At 73.5% G+C, this 17288-nt stretch carries 15 protein-coding genes; 2 read left to right on the top strand and 13 right to left on the bottom strand.

The genetic code is table 11. The features are described from left to right. Positions 1–132: 132 nt before the first annotated feature. On the bottom strand, positions 133–2367 hold the full coding sequence (locus tag ACFWV2_RS02340) for a bifunctional salicylyl-CoA 5-hydroxylase/oxidoreductase (protein WP_384401425.1): 2235 nt from the start codon (positions 2365–2367) through the stop codon (positions 133–135). A 293-nt stretch (positions 2368–2660) separates the two neighbouring features. Next, positions 2661–3488 (bottom strand): enoyl-CoA hydratase family protein, encoded by an 828-nt coding sequence (locus tag ACFWV2_RS02335; RefSeq protein WP_384400426.1) that lies wholly within the window; start codon positions 3486–3488, stop codon positions 2661–2663. A gap of 423 nt (positions 3489–3911) precedes the next feature. Here ACFWV2_RS02335 and ACFWV2_RS02330 point away from each other — a divergent pair, with 423 nt between their 5' ends. Continuing rightward, positions 3912–4331 carry an ATP-binding protein gene (locus tag ACFWV2_RS02330; RefSeq protein WP_384401422.1) on the top strand — a complete coding sequence of 140 codons (420 nt, stop codon included), beginning with the start codon at positions 3912–3914 and terminating at the stop codon, positions 4329–4331. Positions 4332–4373: 42 nt separating this feature from the next. Here the strand turns inward: ACFWV2_RS02330 and argF are convergent, their stop codons facing one another. The 6 genes from argF to ACFWV2_RS02300 all read right to left on the bottom strand — a co-directional run bounded on the left by argF (position 4374) and on the right by ACFWV2_RS02300 (position 12996). Then, on the bottom strand, positions 4374–5384 hold the full coding sequence (gene argF, locus ACFWV2_RS02325; protein WP_384400423.1) for an ornithine carbamoyltransferase: 1011 nt from the start codon (positions 5382–5384) through the stop codon (positions 4374–4376). A 114-nt stretch (positions 5385–5498) separates the two neighbouring features. Further along, on the bottom strand, positions 5499–6731 hold the full coding sequence (locus tag ACFWV2_RS02320) for an arginine deiminase (protein ID WP_384400420.1): 1233 nt from the start codon (positions 6729–6731) through the stop codon (positions 5499–5501). A 356-nt stretch (positions 6732–7087) separates the two neighbouring features. Further along, positions 7088–9616, bottom strand: coding sequence for a polynucleotide kinase-phosphatase (locus ACFWV2_RS02315; RefSeq protein ID WP_384400417.1), 2529 nt, complete (start codon positions 9614–9616; stop codon positions 7088–7090). Then, entirely contained in the window at positions 9613–11079 is a 1467-nt protein-coding gene (locus tag ACFWV2_RS02310; RefSeq protein WP_384400414.1) for a 3' terminal RNA ribose 2'-O-methyltransferase Hen1, read from the bottom strand. The genes ACFWV2_RS02315 and ACFWV2_RS02310 overlap by 4 nt, the downstream gene beginning before the upstream one ends. A gap of 65 nt (positions 11080–11144) precedes the next feature. Beyond that, positions 11145–12059 (bottom strand): homocysteine S-methyltransferase, encoded by a 915-nt coding sequence (gene mmuM / locus ACFWV2_RS02305; RefSeq protein ID WP_384400411.1) that lies wholly within the window; start codon positions 12057–12059, stop codon positions 11145–11147. Between the two features lie 13 nt (positions 12060–12072). Then, on the bottom strand, positions 12073–12996 hold the full coding sequence (locus ACFWV2_RS02300) for an LLM class F420-dependent oxidoreductase (RefSeq protein ID WP_384400408.1): 924 nt from the start codon (positions 12994–12996) through the stop codon (positions 12073–12075). A gap of 245 nt (positions 12997–13241) precedes the next feature. Between ACFWV2_RS02300 and ACFWV2_RS02295 the strand changes: the two genes are divergently transcribed. Beyond that, positions 13242–13454 carry a hypothetical protein gene (locus tag ACFWV2_RS02295; RefSeq protein WP_384400405.1) on the top strand — a complete coding sequence of 71 codons (213 nt, stop codon included), beginning with the start codon at positions 13242–13244 and terminating at the stop codon, positions 13452–13454. 137 nt (positions 13455–13591) lie between these two features. On the opposite strand, the gene ACFWV2_RS02290 is transcribed toward ACFWV2_RS02295, so the two are convergent. The 5 genes from ACFWV2_RS02290 to ACFWV2_RS02270 all read right to left on the bottom strand — a co-directional run bounded on the left by ACFWV2_RS02290 (position 13592) and on the right by ACFWV2_RS02270 (position 17176). Continuing rightward, positions 13592–14065: a DUF6099 family protein gene (locus ACFWV2_RS02290; RefSeq protein WP_384400402.1), complete on the bottom strand. Its 474-nt coding sequence runs from the start codon at positions 14063–14065 to the stop codon at positions 13592–13594. 127 nt (positions 14066–14192) lie between these two features. Continuing rightward, positions 14193–14573, bottom strand: coding sequence for a nucleotide pyrophosphohydrolase (locus tag ACFWV2_RS02285; protein WP_384400399.1), 381 nt, complete (start codon positions 14571–14573; stop codon positions 14193–14195). A gap of 25 nt (positions 14574–14598) precedes the next feature. Then, positions 14599–15981 carry an ATP-binding protein gene (locus ACFWV2_RS02280; protein WP_384400396.1) on the bottom strand — a complete coding sequence of 461 codons (1383 nt, stop codon included), beginning with the start codon at positions 15979–15981 and terminating at the stop codon, positions 14599–14601. 55 nt (positions 15982–16036) lie between these two features. Beyond that, positions 16037–16468: a cell division protein SepF gene (locus ACFWV2_RS02275; protein ID WP_384400393.1), complete on the bottom strand. Its 432-nt coding sequence runs from the start codon at positions 16466–16468 to the stop codon at positions 16037–16039. A gap of 135 nt (positions 16469–16603) precedes the next feature. Beyond that, on the bottom strand, positions 16604–17176 hold the full coding sequence (locus ACFWV2_RS02270; RefSeq protein ID WP_384400390.1) for a GNAT family N-acetyltransferase: 573 nt from the start codon (positions 17174–17176) through the stop codon (positions 16604–16606). Positions 17177–17288: the final 112 nt, after the last annotated feature.

Below are 17288 nucleotides of genomic sequence, written 5' to 3'. Positions count from 1 at the left end.
CGGCGGCCGACCGGGGGGGGCGGCGGGTGACTGGTCGCGGCGGCCGACCGGGGGGGCGGCGGGTGACTGGTCGCGGCGGCCGATGGGAGGCGGGCCGCTGGTCGCCGCGGCCGGTCAGGGGGCGGCGGGTCGCTAGTCGCGGCGGCCGGTGGGAGGGCGGCGGCTGCCCGCTCGGTAGGGCGCCGGCCAGGGTGCGGCCGGGCCCTGGTAGCCCTGCTCGGCCGCCGCGTGGAGGGTCCAGTGCGGGTCGTAGAGGTGCGGGCGGGCCAGGGCGCAGAGGTCGGCGCGGCCGGCGAGCAGCAGGGAGTTGACGTCGTCCCACGAGGAGATCGCGCCGACGGCGACGACGGGGATCCCGACCTCGTTGCGGATCCGATCGGCGTACGGGGTCTGGTACGAGCGGCCGTAGGCGGGGGTCTCCTCGGCGACGACCTGGCCGGTGGAGACGTCGATCGCGTCGGCGCCGTGCTCCGCGAAGGCCCGGGCGACGGCGACGGCCTCCTCGTCGGTCGTGCCCCCCTCGGCCCAGTCGGTGGCCGAGATCCGGACGGTCATCGGACGGTCGGCGGGCCACACCTCCCGTACCGCGTCGAAGACTTCGAGCGGGAAGCGCAGCCGGCCGTCGAGGTCGCCGCCGTACGCGTCGGTGCGGTGGTTGGTGAGGGGGGAGAGGAAGCCGGAGAGCAGGTAGCCGTGGGCGCAGTGCAGTTCCAACAGGTCGAAGCCGCAGCGGGCGGCCCGCAGGGCGGCGTCCGTGAACTCCGCGCGTACGGCGGCCAGTCCGGCGCGGTCGAGGGCGCGGGGGGTCTGGTTGACACCCGGCCGGTACGGGAGCGGCGAGGCGGCGACCAGGGGCCAGTTGCCGGCCGGGAGCGGCTGGTCGATGCCCTCCCACATGCGGCGGGTGGAGCCCTTGCGGCCGGAGTGGCCGAGCTGGACGCCGAGCGCGGTGCCGGGTGCCTGGGCGTGGACGAAGGCACTGATCCCGCTCCAGGCGGCGGCCTGCTCGTCGGACCAGAGACCGGTGCAGCCGGGGGTGATGCGGCCCTCGGGGCTCACGCAGACCATCTCGGTCATGACGAGCCCGGCACCGCCGAGGGCTCTGGCCCCCAGGTGGACGAGGTGGAAGTCGCCGGGAACGCCGTCCTCCGCGACGTACAGGTCCATGGGTGAGACGACGACCCGGTTGCGCAGGGTGAGGCCCCGGAGCCGGAACGGGGTGAACATGGGCGGGGTGCCGGGCGGGCAGCCGAAGTCGCGTTCGACGGCGGTGGTGAAGTCCGGGTCGCGGAGCCGCAGGTTGGCGTGGGTGACGCGGCGGCTGCGGGTGAGGAGGTCGAAGGCGAACCGGCGGGGCGGGCGGTCGACGCGGCCGGCGAGTTCCTCGAACCAGTGGAGGCTGGCGGCGGCCGCGCGCTGCGTGGACGCGACGACGGGACGGCGCTCGGCCTCATAGGCGGCGAGTGCGTCCGGGAGCGTCCGGTGCCCGCCCACGGCGTGCGCCAGGGCCAGGGCGTCCTCGACGGCGAGTTTGGTTCCGGAGCCGATGGAGAAGTGCGCGGTGTGGGCGGCGTCGCCGACGAGCACGGTGTTGCCGTAGGACCAGCGCTCGTTGACGACGGTACGGAACGCCGCCCACGCGGAACGGTGCGCGCGGAGTTCCCGCCCGCCGAGGGCCTCCGCGAAGATCTTCGCGCAGCGGACGGTGGAGTCGGCCTCGTCGAGCCCGTCGAATCCGGCCGCGCGCCAGACCTCCTCGCGCATCTCGACGATGGCGGTGGAGGCGCCGGCCTCGTACGGGTAGGCGTGCAGCTGCATCACGCCGTACTCGGTCTCGGCGATCTCGAAGCGGAAGGCGTCGAAGGCGACGTCGGCCGCGAGCCAGATGTAGCGGCAGCGGTGGGTGGTGACCGTGGGGCGGAAGTGCGGGGCGTGTGCCTCGCGAGTGCGGCTGTGGACGCCGTCGGCGGCGACGACCAGGTCGTGGCGGGCGGCGAGGACGTCGGCGGGCGGGGCCTCGGTGCGGAAGCGGAGCCGTACGCCCAGGTCGGCGCAGCGGGCGTGCAGGATCTCCAGGAGCCGGCGGCGGCCCAGGGCGGCGAAGCCGTGCCCGGTGGAGCGGGTGCGGTGGCTCCGGTGGACGACGTCGATGGCGTCCCAGCGGACGAGGTCGCGGCGGAGCGCCTCGTACACGACGGGGTCGGCGTCCCGGATGCCGCCGAGGGTCTCGTCGGAGAGGACGACGCCGAAGCCGAAGGTGTCGGAGGGCGCGTTCCGCTCCCAGACGGTCACCTCACGACCGGGGTCGAGCCGCTTGAGCAGGGCGGCGGCGTAGAGCCCGCCGGGGCCGCCTCCGACTACGGCGATGCTCGACGGACGGGGCGCGGTCGACGGGTGGGATGTGGCCTGCGGTTGGGATGTGGTCGCCGGTCGGGGTGTGGCCTGGGGTTGGGGTGTGGTCGCCGGTCGGGGTGTGGCCTGGGGTTGGGGTGTGGCCTGGGGTTGGGGTGTGGTCGGTGGCCGGGGCGTGGCCCACGGTAGGGATGTGGCAGCCGGCGGTGGGGCCGTGCTCAGCGGCTGGCGTGCGGTCGGTGACCGGGGTGTAGCCGGCGGGCGGGCAGTCTCCGGCGGGCGGGCAGTCTCCGGCGGGCTCGGCATGGTTAGCGGCCCTGCCATGTCGGGGGCCGTTTCTCCGTGAAGGCGGCGTGGAACTCGGCGTAGTCCGCGCCGTGCATCAGGAGGGCCTGGGTGGCCGCGTCCAGTTCGATCGAGGCGGCGAGCGGCATGTCGAGCTCGGCGGTGAGCAGCGCCTTCGTCTGGGCGAGGGCGAGGGCGGGGCCGTCGGCGAGGCGACGGGCGAGGGCGGTGGCCCGCTCGGCCGCCCGGCCCTCCTCGGTGAGCTCGGAGAGCAGGCCGATGCGCTCGGCCTCGGCGGCGTGGACGGGCTCGCCCAGCATGAGGAGCCGGGTGGCGTGTCCGAGTCCGACGACCCGGGGCAGCAGATAGGCCGCGCCCATGTCGCCGCCGGAGAGGCCGACCCTGGTGAAGAGGAAGGCGAAACGGGTGGTGGGGTCGGCGATCCGGAAGTCGGCGGCGAGGGCGAGGACGGCCCCGGCGCCGGCGGCGACGCCGTGGAGAGCGGCGACGACCGGGAAGGGGCACTCGCGCAGGGCCCGGACGACCTGTCCGGTCATCCGGTTGAAGTCCAGGAGCTGGGCCGTGTCGAGGGCGAGGGTGGCACCGATGATCTCGTCGACGTCACCGCCGGAGCAGAAGCCCCGGCCCTCGCCGTCGAGGACGAGGGCGCGGACGGTCCGCTCGCGGGAGAGCTCGGCGAGGAGGTCACGCAGGTCGGCGTAGGCGCCGAAGGTGAGGGCGTTGAGTTTCGCGGGCCGGGCGAGGGTGACCGTGGCGACGCCCCGGTCGATGTCGAGTCGCAGATGCCGCCAGTCCGCCGTGCGGGGGGCGGAGCCGGTGAAAGGGCTCATCGGGAAGGGCCTCCTTCCTCCGCTCGGAGGTTATCACCATACTGTGACTGTCGTCACGAGTGCGCGACATGGCCTGGCGTCCGCCAAGGTCCCGGGCACGAGGGGGCGGAGGTCCCCGCCGTAAAGGAGGGGCGCCCCTGGAACGAGAAATTACAGCTCGTAAGGTTGAAACCAGGACGTCTCTGGATGCCCCGCCCACTCGCCCCACCGCCCCCCTCGGTGAAGGGAGCCCTGCCCCCCATGCCCGAAGCCACCGGACCAGAAGGCACCGGACCAGAAGGCACCGGGTCCGCGGCCGACTCACGCGCGGCCGCCGGGTCCGCGACCGACTCACGCGCGGCCACCGGCCCCGAAGCCGACGCCCCCGCGAGCCGGCCTCCCGGCGCGGCCGCGACCGGCCCTCCCGCCGCCTGGCGCGTCCAGCTGCCGCACACCACCGCCGCCGTGCCGATCGCCCGCGCCCTGATCCGTACCGCGCTGTCCGACATCGACCCGGGGGCCGCCCACGGCCCCGACCGCGACACGGCGGAGCTCCTCACCGCCGAGCTCGTCGCCAACGCCGTCGAACACACCGGCGGCCGCGGCCCCATCGAACTCGTCGTCGAGCTGCTCCCGGGGCCCGGCGGCTGCCAGATCGAGGTCCACGACTCCGACCCCGGCCGCCCCGGCGCGCTCGTCTGCCCCGAACCGGTGACGGAGGTCGACCCCTGGCAGGAGCACGGCTGCGGCCTCCTCCTCATCCGCGCGCTCAGCAGCGACTGCGGGCACCGCCCCACCCCCCACGGCAAGGCGGTCTGGTTCACCCTTCCGGCGATACCGTCCCAGCGCCGCCCGGCACCGTGACCGGGCACGCCCGCGCGTGCGCGAGGCGCGGGGTCACCGGGATCACGCGGTCGGACCCGCCAGGGTCGCGACCATGACCGCCTTGATGGTGTGCAGCCGGTTCTCGGCCTCGTCGAAGACGACCGAGTGCGCCGACTCGAAGACCTCGTCGGAGCACTCCAGCTCGGTCAGGCCGTGCCGGGCGTGGATGTCCCGCCCGACCGCCGTACCGAGGTCGTGGAAGGCCGGCAGGCAGTGCAGGAACCTGACGTCCGGGTTCCCGGTGGCGCGCAGCACGTCCATGGTCACGGAGTAGGGGACGAGGGCGGCGATCCGCTCGTCCCAGACCTCCTTGGGCTCGCCCATGGAGACCCAGACGTCCGTGGCCACGAAGTCGGCGCCCCTGACCCCCTCCGTCACGTCCTCGGTGAGGGTGACGGTGGCACCGCTGGTCCCGGCGAGCTTCCGGGCGGCGGCGACGACGTCCTCGGCCGGCCAGTACGCCCGGGGGGCGACGATCCGTACGTCCATGCCGAGGAGGGCGCCGGTGACCAGATAGGAGTTGCCCATGTTCATACGGGCGTCACCGAGGTAGGCGAAGGTGATCGCGTCCAGCGGCTTGTCCGTGTGCTCGGTCATGGTGAGCACGTCGGCGAGCATCTGGGTGGGGTGCCAGTCGTCGGTGAGCCCGTTGAAGACGGGGACGCCCGCGAAGGCGGCGAGTTCCTCGACCGCGGCCTGACTGTCACCCCGGTACTCGATGCCGTCGAACATCCGACCGAGGACGCGGGCGGTGTCCCTGACCGACTCCTTGTGACCCAGCTGGGAGCTGGAGGGGTCCAGGTAGGTCGTGGAAGCGCCCTGGTCGGCGGCGGCGACCTCGAAGGCGCAGCGCGTGCGGGTCGACGTCTTCTCGAAGATGAGGGCGATGTTCTTCCCGCGCAGCCGCTGGACCTCGGCGCCCGCCCTCTTGGCGGCCTTGAGTTCGGCCGAGAGCGCGATCAGGGTGCGGAACTCCTCGGCGGTGAAGTCCAGCTCCTTGAGGAAGTGGCGGCCGATGAGGTCTATGGCCATGGGTCGCGCTCCTATGGGTACGGTCGGGGGGACGGCGATCGACGACGCTGGAAGTGTATACGCACACCAACATTTCTATACAGCCCCCTTCGGGCGAGGGCCCTCACGAATCCGTCACACCGCGTCGCGCTCCACCGGGCAGCTCATGCAGCGCGGGCCACCCCTCCCCCGCCCCAGCTCGCTGCCCGGGATCTCGATCACCTCGATGCCCTGCTTCCGCAGATGCGTGTTGGTGGTCGCGTTCCGCTCGTACGCGACGACGACGCCGGGCTCCACGGCGAGCACGTTGCATCCGTCGTCCCACTGCTCCCGCTCGGCCGCGTGCACGTCCTGCGTCGCCGTCAGGACACGGATCTCCTGGAGCCCGAGCGCCGCCGCGATGGCGCGGTGCATGTGCTCCGGCGGATGGTCGGTCACCCGCAGCGCCTGCCCCGCCTCCCCCGGCTCGATCGTGTACGAGCGGAGCATGCCGAGCCCTCCGTACTGGGTGAACGTGTCCTGGTCGACCATCGTCATCACCGTGTCCAGGTGCATGAACGCCCGCCGCTTCGGCATGTCGAGCGCGACGATCGTGCGCGCCGAACCGGCCGCGAACATGCCCCGGGCCAGCATCTCCACCGCCTGCGGCGTCGTCCGCTCGCTCATCCCGATGAGCACGGCGCCGTTGCCGATGACGAGGACGTCCCCGCCCTCGATGGTCGACGGGTAGTCGGCCTGTCCCTCCGACCAGTGGTGGAAGGCACCCGCCTCGGGGCCGGTGAAGAGCGGATGGTGCTTGTAGATCGCCTCGAAGTGGACGGTCTCGCGCTGCCGGGCCGGCCAGCGCATCGCGTTGATGGAGACACCGTCGTAGATCCAGGCCGAGGTGTCCCGGGTGAAGAGGTGGTTCGGCAGCGGGCCGAGGAGGAAGTCGTCCAGGTCGAGGGCGTGGAAACGGACCGAGGTCGGCTCGCGGTGCGCCACCAGGAACTCCCGCTTCGTCATCCCGCCCACCAGCGCCTCCCTCAGCGCGACCGCGTCCAGCGAGTCGAACGCGGCGCGGAGGTGGTCGGTGGCGAGCGGCCCGTACTCCTTCTCGTCGAAGACCCGGTCGAGCACGAGCGCGCGGGCGGCCGGCACCTCGAGGGCCTCGCTCAGCAGGTCCCCGAAGAGATGCACCTCCACCCCCCGGTCCCGCAGCACGTCCGCGAAGCCGTCGTGCTCCTGCCGGGCCCGGCGCACCCACAGCACGTCGTCGAAGAGGAGGGCGTCCTTGTTGCTGGGGGTGAGGCGCTTCAGCTCCAGATCGGGCCGGTGCAGGATGACGCGGCGCAGCCGCCCGGTCTCGGAATCGACGTGGAATCCCATGCGCCCATCCTGACGGAGCCGAGCGGCCGTGGCCCGCGTTTCGCACGAGGCGGGGTGGTCGGGGGGGCGGGGCGGGGTCATCGAAGGGCGGGGCGAAATGGTCCGGGGGGGGCGGGATGGCCGGGGGCGGGATGGCCGGGGGCGGGATGGCCGGGGGCAGGGTGGTCGGGCGTAACGGGCGGGCGCGCGGCGCCCGGCTCATACGCCGCCGGGAGGAGCGCGGCGGTCGTGCCGACCGGGGCGTCGCCGCCGACGACGAGGCGCCCGGTCCGTCCGCGCGCCGGGCGCCTCGGTGAGCGGGGGCCGGCGGTCGGCCGCCGGCCCCCGTCCCGGGCGTCAGGCCCCGCCCCACGGCGTCAGAGCCTCGGGTCCACCGGTTCCGACTCCAGGGCCAGGACCGCGAAGACGGCCTCGTGGACGCGCCAGAGCGGCTCTCCTTCCGCCAGGCGGTCGAGTGCCTCAAGGCCGAGGGCGTACTCCCGCAGGGCAAGCGACCGCTTGTGGCCGAGGAAGCGCTGCCGCAGCCGCTCCAGGTTCTCCGGGCGGGTGTACTCGGGGCCGTAGATGATCCGCAGGTACTCCCGGCCGCGCACCTTCACCCCGGGCTGGACGAGCCGGCCCTTGGGGTCGCGGACCAGCGCGGCCAACGGCTTGACGACCATGCCCTCGCCGCCCGCGCCGGTCATGTCCAGCCACCAGTCGACCCCGGCGCGGACCGAGGCCTCGTCGCCGGTGTCGACGACGAGCCGGCGGGTGACCTGGAGCAGCCCGGTGGGGTCGTGCTCCACGAGCCGGTCGAGCCAGGCCAGCTGCCCGTCGTGGGGGACGGCGGCGAGCGAGCGTCCGGTCGTCGCGAGCAGCTGGAACGGCGCGAACCGCACGCCGTCTAGCCCTTCGGTCGGCCAGCAGTACCTGCGGTACGCCTCGGTGAACGCGCCCGCGTCCGCCGCCCGCTGCCGCTGCTTGGCGAGCAGCCCGTCGAGCCCGTCGACGCCACGCGCCACCGCCTGTTCGAGGGCGGCGACGGCGCCGGGGAAGACGGCGCCGGAGGCCGCGCCGACCGCCGCGTACTGATGGCGGAGCAGACCTGCCGACTTGAGCGACCACGGCATCAGCTCGCCGTCGAGCAGCAGCCAGTCCGCGCCGAACTCGTCCCAGAGCCCGGCGGCGCCGATCGCCGTCCGCAGCCGTCCGAGGACCTCCTCGGTGACGGTCGGGTCGTCGAAGAAGGGCCGCCCGGTCCGGGTGTGCAGCGCGCCGGTCACCCCGTCGACGCCGAAGCGCTCGCGGGCCGCGTCGGCGTCCCGGCAGACCAGGGCCACAGCGCGGGAGCCCATGTGCTTCTCCTCGCACACGACCCGTCCGACTCCGTCCGCCCGGTACTGGGCGAAGGCCTCGGCCGGGTGCTCCAGGTAGCCGTCCTCCTTGGAGGTGGCGGTCGGTGCCATCGTCGGCGGCAGGTAGGTGAGCAGCCGGGGATCGACCGCGAACCGGCTCATGACCTCGAGGGCTGCCGCCGCGTTCTCCTCCCGCACCGCGACGTTGCCGTGCTGCCGGGTCTCCACGATCCGCCTGCCGTGCACGTCGGCCAGGTCCAGGGGGCGTCCCTGGTGCCCGCCGGGCGCCTCGGTCGCGAGCGGCCGGGCCGGCTCGTACCAGACACGCTCGGCCGGTACGTCGACGAGTTCGCGCTCCGGCCAGCGCAGCGCGGTCATCCTGCCGCCGAAGACGGCTCCGGTGTCGAGGCAGATGGTGTTGTTGACCCAGGAGGTGCTCGGCACGGGTGTGTGCCCGTACACGACGGTGGCCCGTCCCCGGTACTCCTCCGCCCACGGGTAGCGCACCGGCAGCCCGAACTCGTCGGTCTCGCCCGTGGTGTCCCCGTACAGCGCGTGCGAGCGCACCCGCCCCGAGGTCCGGCCGTGGTACTTCTCCGGCAGACCGGCGTGGCAGACGACGAGGTCGCCGCCGTCGAGGACGTAGTGGCTGACGAGTCCGTCGATGAACCGCGCCACCTCGGCCCGGAACTCCTCGCTCTCGTGCCCGAGCTGCTCGACCGTCTCGGCGAGACCGTGCGTCTCCTGCACCTTGCGGCCCTTGAGCCAGCGGCCCAGCTTGTTCTCGTGGTTGCCGGGGACGCACAGGGCGTCGCCGGCGGCGACCATCGCCATCACCCGGCGCAGGACGCCGGGCGAGTCGGGCCCGCGGTCGACGAGGTCGCCGACGAAGACGGCCGTACGCCCCTCGGGGTGGTGCCCGTCGACGTAGCCGAGCTTCGCGAGCAGGGTCTCCAGTTCGGAGCGGCAGCCGTGGATGTCACCGATGATGTCGAAGGGGCCGGTGAGGTGACGCAGGTCGTTGAATCGGCGCTCCAGGACGACCTCGGCGTCCTCGACCTCCTCGACGGACCGGAGCACGTGGACCTTGCGGAAGCCCTCGCGCTCCAGGCCCCGCAGCGAGCGGCGCAGCTCGCGGCGGTGGCGCTGGATGACGTGCGCGGGCATGTCGGCGCGGTCGGGACGGGCGGCGTTCCGGCTGCGGCACACGTCCTCGGGCAGGTCGAGGACGATCGCGATGGGCAGCACGTCGTGCGACCGGGCCAGCTGGACGAGCCGGCGCCGGGCCTCCTGCTGCACGTTGGTGGCGTCGACGACGGCGAGCCGTCCCGCGGCGAGCCGCTTGCCGACGATGTAGTGGAGGACGTCGAAGGCGTCCCTGCTCGCGGACTGGTCGTTCTCGTCGTCGGCGACGAGCCCCCGGCAGAAGTCGGAGGAGACGATCTCGGTCGCCTTGAAGTGGCGTCGGGCGAAGGTGGACTTGCCGGAGCCGGTGGCACCGACGAGCACCACGAGGGACAGGTCGGTGACGGGGAGCGTGCGGGTCATGCCGCGGCCTCCTTCGGGGTCTCGTCGGCGCGGGTGAAGACGGCCATCTGGGTGGGCGGCCCGACCTCGGGGTCGTCGGGGCCGACGGGGGTGAGCCCGACGTCGTACCCGTACCGCTCGGCGACCGAGGCCGCCCAGCTCCGGAACTCCTCCCGGTTCCACTCGAAGCGGTGGTCGCTGTGCCGGACGTGTCCGGCCGGGAGGGACTCCCAGCGCACGTTGTACTCGACGTTCGGCGTGGTCACGAGGACCGTGCGGGGCCGGGCCGAGCCGAACACCGCGTACTCCAGGGCCGGCAGCCTCGTCGGGTCCAGGTGCTCGATGACCTCGCTGAGGACGGCCGCGTCGTACCCGGTCAGTCGCTTGTCGGTGTACGCCAGGGAGCCCTGCAGCAGGTTCACCCGGGCGGCCTGCCGCTCCCCCATCCGGTCGATCCGCAACCTGCGCGCGGCCACGCTCAGGGCGCGGACGGACACGTCGACGCCGACGATCTCCGTGTACCGGGGGTCCTTGAGCAGGGCCTGCACCAACTGGCCCTGGCCGCAGCCGAGGTCGAGCACCCGAGCCGCCCCGGCCGTCCCCAAGGCGCCGAGGATCGCCTCCCTGCGCTGCTCGGCCAGCGGCACCGGCCGTTCCTCGGTGTCCGTCGACTCGTCCACGGCGTTGTCGACGTCGTCGACGTCGAGACCCTCGGCCTCGGCGAGCCGCACCAGTTCGAGCCGCTCCGTCGCCTCGCGGGCCAGGCCCCGGCGACGGGAGAGGTAGCGTGCCGTGATCAGCTGCCGCTCGGGGTGTGCGGCGAGCCAGCCGTCACCGGCGCGCAGCAGCTTGTCGACCTCGTCGGGCGCGACCCAGTAGTGCTTGGCGTCGTCGAGGACCGGCAGCAGGACGTACAGGTGGTTGAGGGCGTCCGCGAGCCGCAGCTCGCCCTCCAGGACCAGCCGTACGTAGCGGGAGTCGCCCCACTGGGGGAACTCCGCGTCCAGGGCCACCGGCTCGACGTCCACCGTGCCCCAGCCCAGCGGCGCGAACAGCGCGCGCACCAGGTCGGCGCCGCCCCTCGCGGGCAGCGCGGGCACCTCGACGCGCAGCGGCAGCGGCGCGGCGGCCCGCTCGGGCATCGCCTGGCACACCCCGTGCAGCGCCGTCTTGAAGACCCTGGCGAGCGCGACGGCGAGCAGCGAGGACGCCGCGTAGGGCCGGTCGTTGACGTACTGCGCGAGCGCGGAGTCCGGGGCGCCGCCCCGGCCCTTGCCCTTGCCGCGGCGCACCAGCGCCACGGGGTCCACCTCCAGCAGAAGTGCCGCCGTGCACCGCTCGGCGCTCGCCTCGGGGTAGAGGACGTGCGCCGTGCCGTGTGAAGTCGAGAACGTCTGCGCCCGCTCGGGATGCTTGTGCAGCAGGAAACCGAGATCGGTCGCGGGACGCTCCTGGTCGCCGGTCGTACTGATCGTCAGGAACACCCGTCCGAGTATGGTTCTCCTCTCCCCTCCTGACCAGGCATTTTCCGAGGGGTGGGCTCCGCGCCTCAGGCGCTGTCGTCGAGGGCCAGGGAGGCCGCCAGGGCGGTGATCGTGGTCGGTCCCACCCGGCAGCAGCCGCCGACGAGCCGGGCGCCGGCCGCGGCCCAGTCCGTGGCGCGGGCCGGATCGAAGGCCACGTCCCCCCGCCAGCCTCGCCCGCGGGCGTCCCACCGCTCGCCGCTGTTGGGGTAGACGACGGCCGGCTTCCCCGTCACGGCCGCGGCCTGCCGCACGGCGGGCCCGGCCTGGGCCGGGTCGCAGCAGTTGACGCCGACCGCGACCACCCGGTCGTTCCCGGCGGCCACCGCGAAGGCCTCCCCCAGGTCCTGCCCGGCCCGGGTCCGCCCGCCCTCCACCGTGTACGAGAGCCACACGGGCACCCCGCACCCCTCGGCCGCCCTCAGCAGCGCCTCCGCCTCCACCACGTCCGGAACCGTCTCCAGGGCGAGGACGTCCGGCTCCGCCGCCGCGAGGGCCTCGATCCGCGGCCGGTGGAACGCCTCCAGTTCCCGTACGGACAGCCCGTACCGTCCCCGGTACTCGCTCCCGTCCGCGAGCATCGCCCCGTACGGCCCCACGGACGCGGCGACCCAGACCTCCTCCCGCACGCCCTCCGCCGCCGCCCTCGCCAGCTCCACGCTCCCCGCCAGGAGCCGGGCCGCCTCCCGGCGGTCCACGCCCCGGCGGGCGAAGCCCTCGAACGTGGCCTGGTAGCTGGAGGTGATCAGCACCCGGGCCCCGGCCCGTACGTACGCCGCGTGGGCCGCCTCGATCTGCTCGGGCCCGTCGGCGAGGAGCCGCGCGGACCAGAGCGCGTCGGAGAGGTCGCATCCCTGCGCCTCCAGTTGGTTGGACAGACCGCCGTCGAGGACGAGGACTCCCGCCCCGAGGGCCTCGGCGAGCGTACGGACCGGCTTCATTTGATGGCCCCGCTCATCCCAGCTGCGACTGGACCCGTGCGGAGATCAGTTCCAGGTGGTCCAGGTCGTCCAGGTCCAGGACCTGGAGGTAGACCCGGGAGGAGCCGATGTCCGCGTACCGTCCGAGCTTGTCGACGACCTCGGCGGGCGAGCCCGCCAGACCGTTCGCCTTCAGCTCGTCCACGTCCCGACCGATGGCGGCGGCCCGGCGGGCCACCTCGGCGTCGTCCTTGCCGACACAGACGACCAGCGCGTTCGAGTACACGAGTTCGCCGGGTGCCCGCCCGGCCTCCTCGGCAGCGGCCCGGACGCGGCCGAACTGTCGCTCGCTGTCCTCCACGGACGCGAAGGGGATGTTGAACTCGTCCGCGTAGCGCGCGGCCAGGCGGGGCGTGCGGCGGGCGCCGTGCCCGCCGATCAGCACCGGGATCCGGTCCTGGGCCGGCTTGGGCAGTGCCGGAGAGTCGGTGAGCTGGTAGAACTCCCCCTCATAGCTGAAGGTCTTGCCCACCTCCGTCTCCCACAGACCGGTGACGATCGCCAGCTGCTCCTCCAGCCGGCCGAACTTCTCCTTCGGGAACGGGATGCCGTAGGCCTTGTGCTCCTCCTCGAACCAGCCGGCGCCGAGGCCCAGTTCGATCCGGCCACCGGACATCCGGTCGACCTGGGCGACCTGGATGGCGAGGACGCCGGGAAGCCGGAAGGTACCGGCGGTCATCAGCGTGCCGAGGCGGATCCGCTTGGTCTCCCGGGCGAGCCCGGCGAGGGTGATCCAGGCGTCCGTCGGTCCGGGCAGCCCGTCGCCGGAGCCCATGCTGAGAAAATGGTCGGAGCGGAAGAACGCGTCGAATCCGAGTTCTTCGGTGGCCCGTGCCACCGCGAGGAGGGTGTCGTAGTCGGCCCCCTGCTGGGGTTCCGTGAAGATGCGAAGGTCCATGCCTCCATCCTGCACCGTCGGGTGCGTGTCAACCTGTCCGTCAGCCCCTTGCCCGCCCCGGCTCGGTCGGGTGAACATCCGGCCCCCTGGCGGGCCGCGTCCTCCCCGGCCAGTGACCGGGCCGGGTTCCCGTCGTTGGCTCGGGCGGAGCCGGACCGCCCGGCCCGCGCGCCGGCGGCCGCTGCCGGTGCGTCGCTCTCTCCTGGCCCCGCCCTGGCGGCGGAGTCCGGGCCGAGGAGGCCCCTATGTCCCAGGAAGCCGCGCCGGAGCGGGCCGTGCCCGAGCAGCCGGTACCGCGGTCCGTGCCGGAGCAGAAGGGCGCCGGTGCCCCGGGGGGCCTGCTCCAGCAGATGGAGGAGCTGATGGCGGCGCTCTCCGCCGACCTCTCCCAACTGGACGCCGACCTCCAGTCCGCGTCCGAGCAGCACGAGCCGGAGCAGCACGCGCCGAACCAGTAGGGCCGGCCGGGACGGCCGAACCGGCACGGCCAATCGGGGCGGCCGGGCCGGCCGGTCGGCCGAACCAGCAGGGCCAAGCGGGGCCAGCAGGTCCGGACGGGCCGGCCGCACCGGTCGGGTGGGTAGACGCCCGCCGGTCACCACCGGCTCCGCGCGGCCCGTGCGGCGTCGGGAGGGCGGGCCCGCTCCCCTTCCCGCACCGCGAGCCGCCGCAGCATCCCGCGCACCCGGTCATTCGACTCGTCGACCGCGTCGATCGCCTCGATGCACTGCCAGTAGAGCCCCTCCTCGTCGGTGGCGCAGGCCACCCCGACCAGCCCGATTCCCACCTCCCCGAGAAGCTCACCGAGTCTGGTCAACGCGCCCTGCGGGTCCGCCACTTCGGACAACTGGGCCGCTCGCGGCCCGCCGGCTCCCCACGCCGGGTACTCCCCGATCTCACTCAGCCCCCGCGCTTCGCCCCGCAGTTCCTGCGGTCCACAGAGCGCGAGTCGACTTCCTATCGCCTGGGCGAGCGCCTGGGCCTGCCAGGCCTCCGCCACGATGTCCTGCGCCGTTCCGCTCTCGGCCAGTGCGTGCCGGCCAAGCGCGATGAGCCGCTCCGCTTCCATCAACGCCGCCCCCGTTCCTACGACTTATCCACCCACTGAGTCCACTACCCAGAGTGAGGCCGCCTGAGCCGCGGCACCAGGGGAATTCGGAAATCTGTGGACAGGAAGCTCGACGGGGAAAAGTGCCTCACTCCGAAGAGTGACGATGGTCGGCCGGATCCCCTTCTCCGTCCGCTCCGCCCCGCCTCCGGACCGGAAATCGGACCTCGTTCCGGTCGATCTTCGCCGCGAGCGCCGCCAGCGGGTCGACCCCGAGCACCGCGCAGAACTGGAGAAGATAGGCGAGGACGTCCGCCACCTCGTCCGCCACCCGGTGGGCGGTACCGGGGTCTTCCATCACCCGTTCCGCCTGCTCGGGCGTCAACCACTGGAAGATCTCCAGAAGTTCGGACGCCTCCACGCTGAGCGCCGCCGCCAGGTTCTTGGGCGTGTGGTAGGGCTGCCAGTCGCGGGCCGCCGCGAACTCGACCAGCCTGCGCTGCAATCCCGGTACGTCGTTGTCCGTCACACGTCCAGGTCTATCACCGTGACCGTCACGCACTCAGATCCACCACCGTCACTCCCGGCATCCGGAACGCCACCTCCGCCGCCGCGGCGCCGACCGTCCCGGCGACCCGGATGTGTCCGTCGGCGGCGATGCCCGTGGCGAGTCGGAGCAGTTCGCTCACCTGCCGCCCGTCGAGCCCCCGGTCGAAGCCGTCGGCGAGGAGGGTCAGGGACTGCATGGCGTCGGGCACCTCGGCGAGCCGGTCCATCGCCAGCACACCGGGCCCCGTGAGGAGGGTGAGGGCGAGTGCCAGATAGCGCAGTTCCCCGTCCCCGAGGCGGCCGAGCGGGGTCGCAGGACGGGCCCCTCGTTCGAGGACCGCCCGGACCGTGCCCTCGGGGAGTTCCTGCACGCCGAGCCCGGTGACGGGTCCGGCGCAGCCGGCTCCCGCCACGGCCGCGAGACGGTGGTGACGGCGCGGGCAGTCCGTGTGGGTGCGGTGCAGCACCTCGGCGAGGTTGCCACAGCCGCGCCGCAGCCGCCCCTCGCCGGGGAGGACGGGGGCCCGCATCCGCTCGGGCCGGGGGTCGCAGGCGAACGCGGAGCAGAGTCCGATGACCACCTGCTCGGCGGCGGCGAGGACCTCGAGCTGCCCCGGGGTCTTGCCCGCGACCCGTAGCGGCAGCAGCGCCGTACCCAGGAGGTCGTCGGGGAGCGGCGCCCGGGTGACGGGCGTGGAACCGGCCGTGTGCCACTCGGCCTGGACGGTGGTGCGGCCGGGGTCCCGCAGGGCGGTGGCGAGCAGGGTGCGGCCGCGGCCGGTGAGCCGCTCGCCGACGATACGGAGCCGGGGCTCGGCCTGGACGGCGAGGTCCAGGTGGACCGGGCCCTCCGGTCCGTCGACCGTGCATCCGATGCGGAAGCCGCGCCTGCCCTGGGCGTCGGGCTTGGCCCGCTCGGGGACGCAGTCGGCGGCGTCGGGGAAGACCTCGTCGAGCGGGTCGCCCGCGGCCAGCCGGGCCAGCGCCTCGTGGGCCCGCAGGGTGGTGGACTTGCCGCTGCCGCTCGGACCGGCGAAGAGGGTGACCGGTCCCAGCGCGTGCACGGCGGCGCGATGTCCGGCGAACGCGGACAGGCGCAGCTCGGTGACGGCGGGCCGTGGGCGGAGCCGGCCGCCCTCCCGCCCGTCGGCCGCCCCGCCCTCGGGCCTCCGCCCGGGCCCGCCCCGCGGCCGGCTCTCCGAGGCGGCCGGACCCCGGGCCTCGGGGACGGAGGCTCGCGAACCGGGGACTCCGGCTCGGGCGGGGGCCACGCGCGGCGCGGCGCCTCTGGCCGGGGCCACGCTCAAGGGCGCTCTGTCGGCGGGGGTGCCGGGAGAAGGCGCGAGGGTGGAGGAGTGGTCGAGCGTGAAGCCGCCGGTGAGGTCCATGCCCGGACCGTACGCACGTCATTCCCTGACGAACCGTTACGCCGAGATGACCTTCCTACGATCGGGGGACGTCGGCGGTCCTGCCGCCGACGCCGCCCTCCTCGTCCTCGCCTTCCGTGCCCTCGACCTCCGTACCGGCCGGGGCGAGCAGAAAGACGTTCCGGTCGACTCGGTGCATCACGCTGCCGAGGCCGAAGACGACGCCGCTGCTGAAGTCGAGGATGCGCTTGGCGACCTCGGTGTCGGCGCTCGTCAGGTCGAGGAGCACCGGGATCTGGGCGATGAGGTAGTCGGCTACCTCACGGGCGTCGGCGAAGACCTGCACGCGGAGAACGACCATACGGCGCTGCTCGGCGGATTCGTACGGCTCGGGATTCGTGCGGTGGTCGACCCTGGACGGCCATTCGTCACGGCCGCGCAGGGGCACGACCTGGGCGAGGCCCTCCCACTGCTCGTCGGTGACGTCGTACCTCTCGTACCTACTCATGGGCCCCATCCTCCCGCCCCTCACCCGTTCGGCCCAACAGCGACACGAGCTCTCGCCCGGATGGCGGAGCCCCACGCCTCGCGTACCACCCGGTGGCGGAGGAGGACGGAACGGCCGTCGAAGGTCCGTGATCTGTCAGCGCAGGTCGAGCCGCATCAGGACCCGGGGATGACCGGCCAGCACCGAGGTGGTGTCGGCGGCGTGGGCGAACCCGGCACGCTCGAAGTTCTTCCGGATCCCGGCGTACGCCATCGTCAGGTCGACCTTGGCGCCACCGCTGTCGAGCGGGTACGCCTCGATCGCCGGTGCTCCGTGGACACGGGCGAACTCGACCGCACCGGCAATCAGGGCATGCGAGATCCCCCTCTTGCGATGACCAGGGCGTACGCGGATGCACCACAGCGACCAGACGGGCAGGTCGTCAACGTGTGGGATCTTACGGCTGCGCGCGAAGGAGGTGTCCGAGCGCGGTGCTACGGCGGCCCAGCCGACCGGCTCGTCGCCGTCGTAGGCGAGCACCCCCGGAGGGGGATCCGTACGGCACAGCTCGGCGACATACGCACCGCGGGCCGGCCCGCGAAGCTCGTTGTTGAGCTTGGAGGGGATCCGGTAGCTCAGGCACCAGCAGACGTCGGCCCCAGGTGACTTCGGGCCGACCAGAGTACGGACATCCTCGAAGGCTGAAGCCGGGCGAACCGCGATCGTCATGGTGCCACGATGTCACGACGTACCTGGTGACACCGCTCAATCCCAGATGGCACAGCACCACGACATCGGAACCACTCGTCCAGGGAGCCGCCTTCTGTGCGGCCGGCGGTCC

The organism is Streptomyces sp. NPDC058671, from assembly GCF_042716475.1.
Classification (GTDB): Bacteria; Actinomycetota; Actinomycetes; order Streptomycetales; family Streptomycetaceae; genus Streptomyces.
This window is presented reverse-complemented; position numbering and strand designations above follow the sequence as displayed.

What these genes read in the sequence shown, in the direction of transcription:
- ACFWV2_RS02270 (WP_384400390.1), bottom strand. Translation starts at nt 17,176, where the DNA reads ATGACGATCGCGGTTCGCCCGGCTTCAGCCTTCGAGGATGTCCGTACT.
- ACFWV2_RS02335 (WP_384400426.1), bottom strand. Translation starts at nt 3,488, where the DNA reads ATGAGCCCTTTCACCGGCTCCGCCCCCCGCACGGCGGACTGGCGGCAT.
- ACFWV2_RS02300 (WP_384400408.1), bottom strand. Translation starts at nt 12,996, where the DNA reads ATGGACCTTCGCATCTTCACGGAACCCCAGCAGGGGGCCGACTACGAC.
- mmuM (WP_384400411.1), bottom strand. Translation starts at nt 12,059, where the DNA reads ATGAAGCCGGTCCGTACGCTCGCCGAGGCCCTCGGGGCGGGAGTCCTC.
- ACFWV2_RS02320 (WP_384400420.1), bottom strand. Translation starts at nt 6,731, where the DNA reads ATGGGATTCCACGTCGATTCCGAGACCGGGCGGCTGCGCCGCGTCATC.
- ACFWV2_RS02315 (WP_384400417.1), bottom strand. Translation starts at nt 9,616, where the DNA reads ATGACCCGCACGCTCCCCGTCACCGACCTGTCCCTCGTGGTGCTCGTC.
- ACFWV2_RS02280 (WP_384400396.1), bottom strand. Translation starts at nt 15,981, where the DNA reads ATGGACCTCACCGGCGGCTTCACGCTCGACCACTCCTCCACCCTCGCG.
- ACFWV2_RS02275 (WP_384400393.1), bottom strand. Translation starts at nt 16,468, where the DNA reads ATGAGTAGGTACGAGAGGTACGACGTCACCGACGAGCAGTGGGAGGGC.
- ACFWV2_RS02295 (WP_384400405.1), top strand. Translation starts at nt 13,242, where the DNA reads ATGTCCCAGGAAGCCGCGCCGGAGCGGGCCGTGCCCGAGCAGCCGGTA.
- argF (WP_384400423.1), bottom strand. Translation starts at nt 5,384, where the DNA reads ATGGCCATAGACCTCATCGGCCGCCACTTCCTCAAGGAGCTGGACTTC.
- ACFWV2_RS02290 (WP_384400402.1), bottom strand. Translation starts at nt 14,065, where the DNA reads ATGGAAGCGGAGCGGCTCATCGCGCTTGGCCGGCACGCACTGGCCGAG.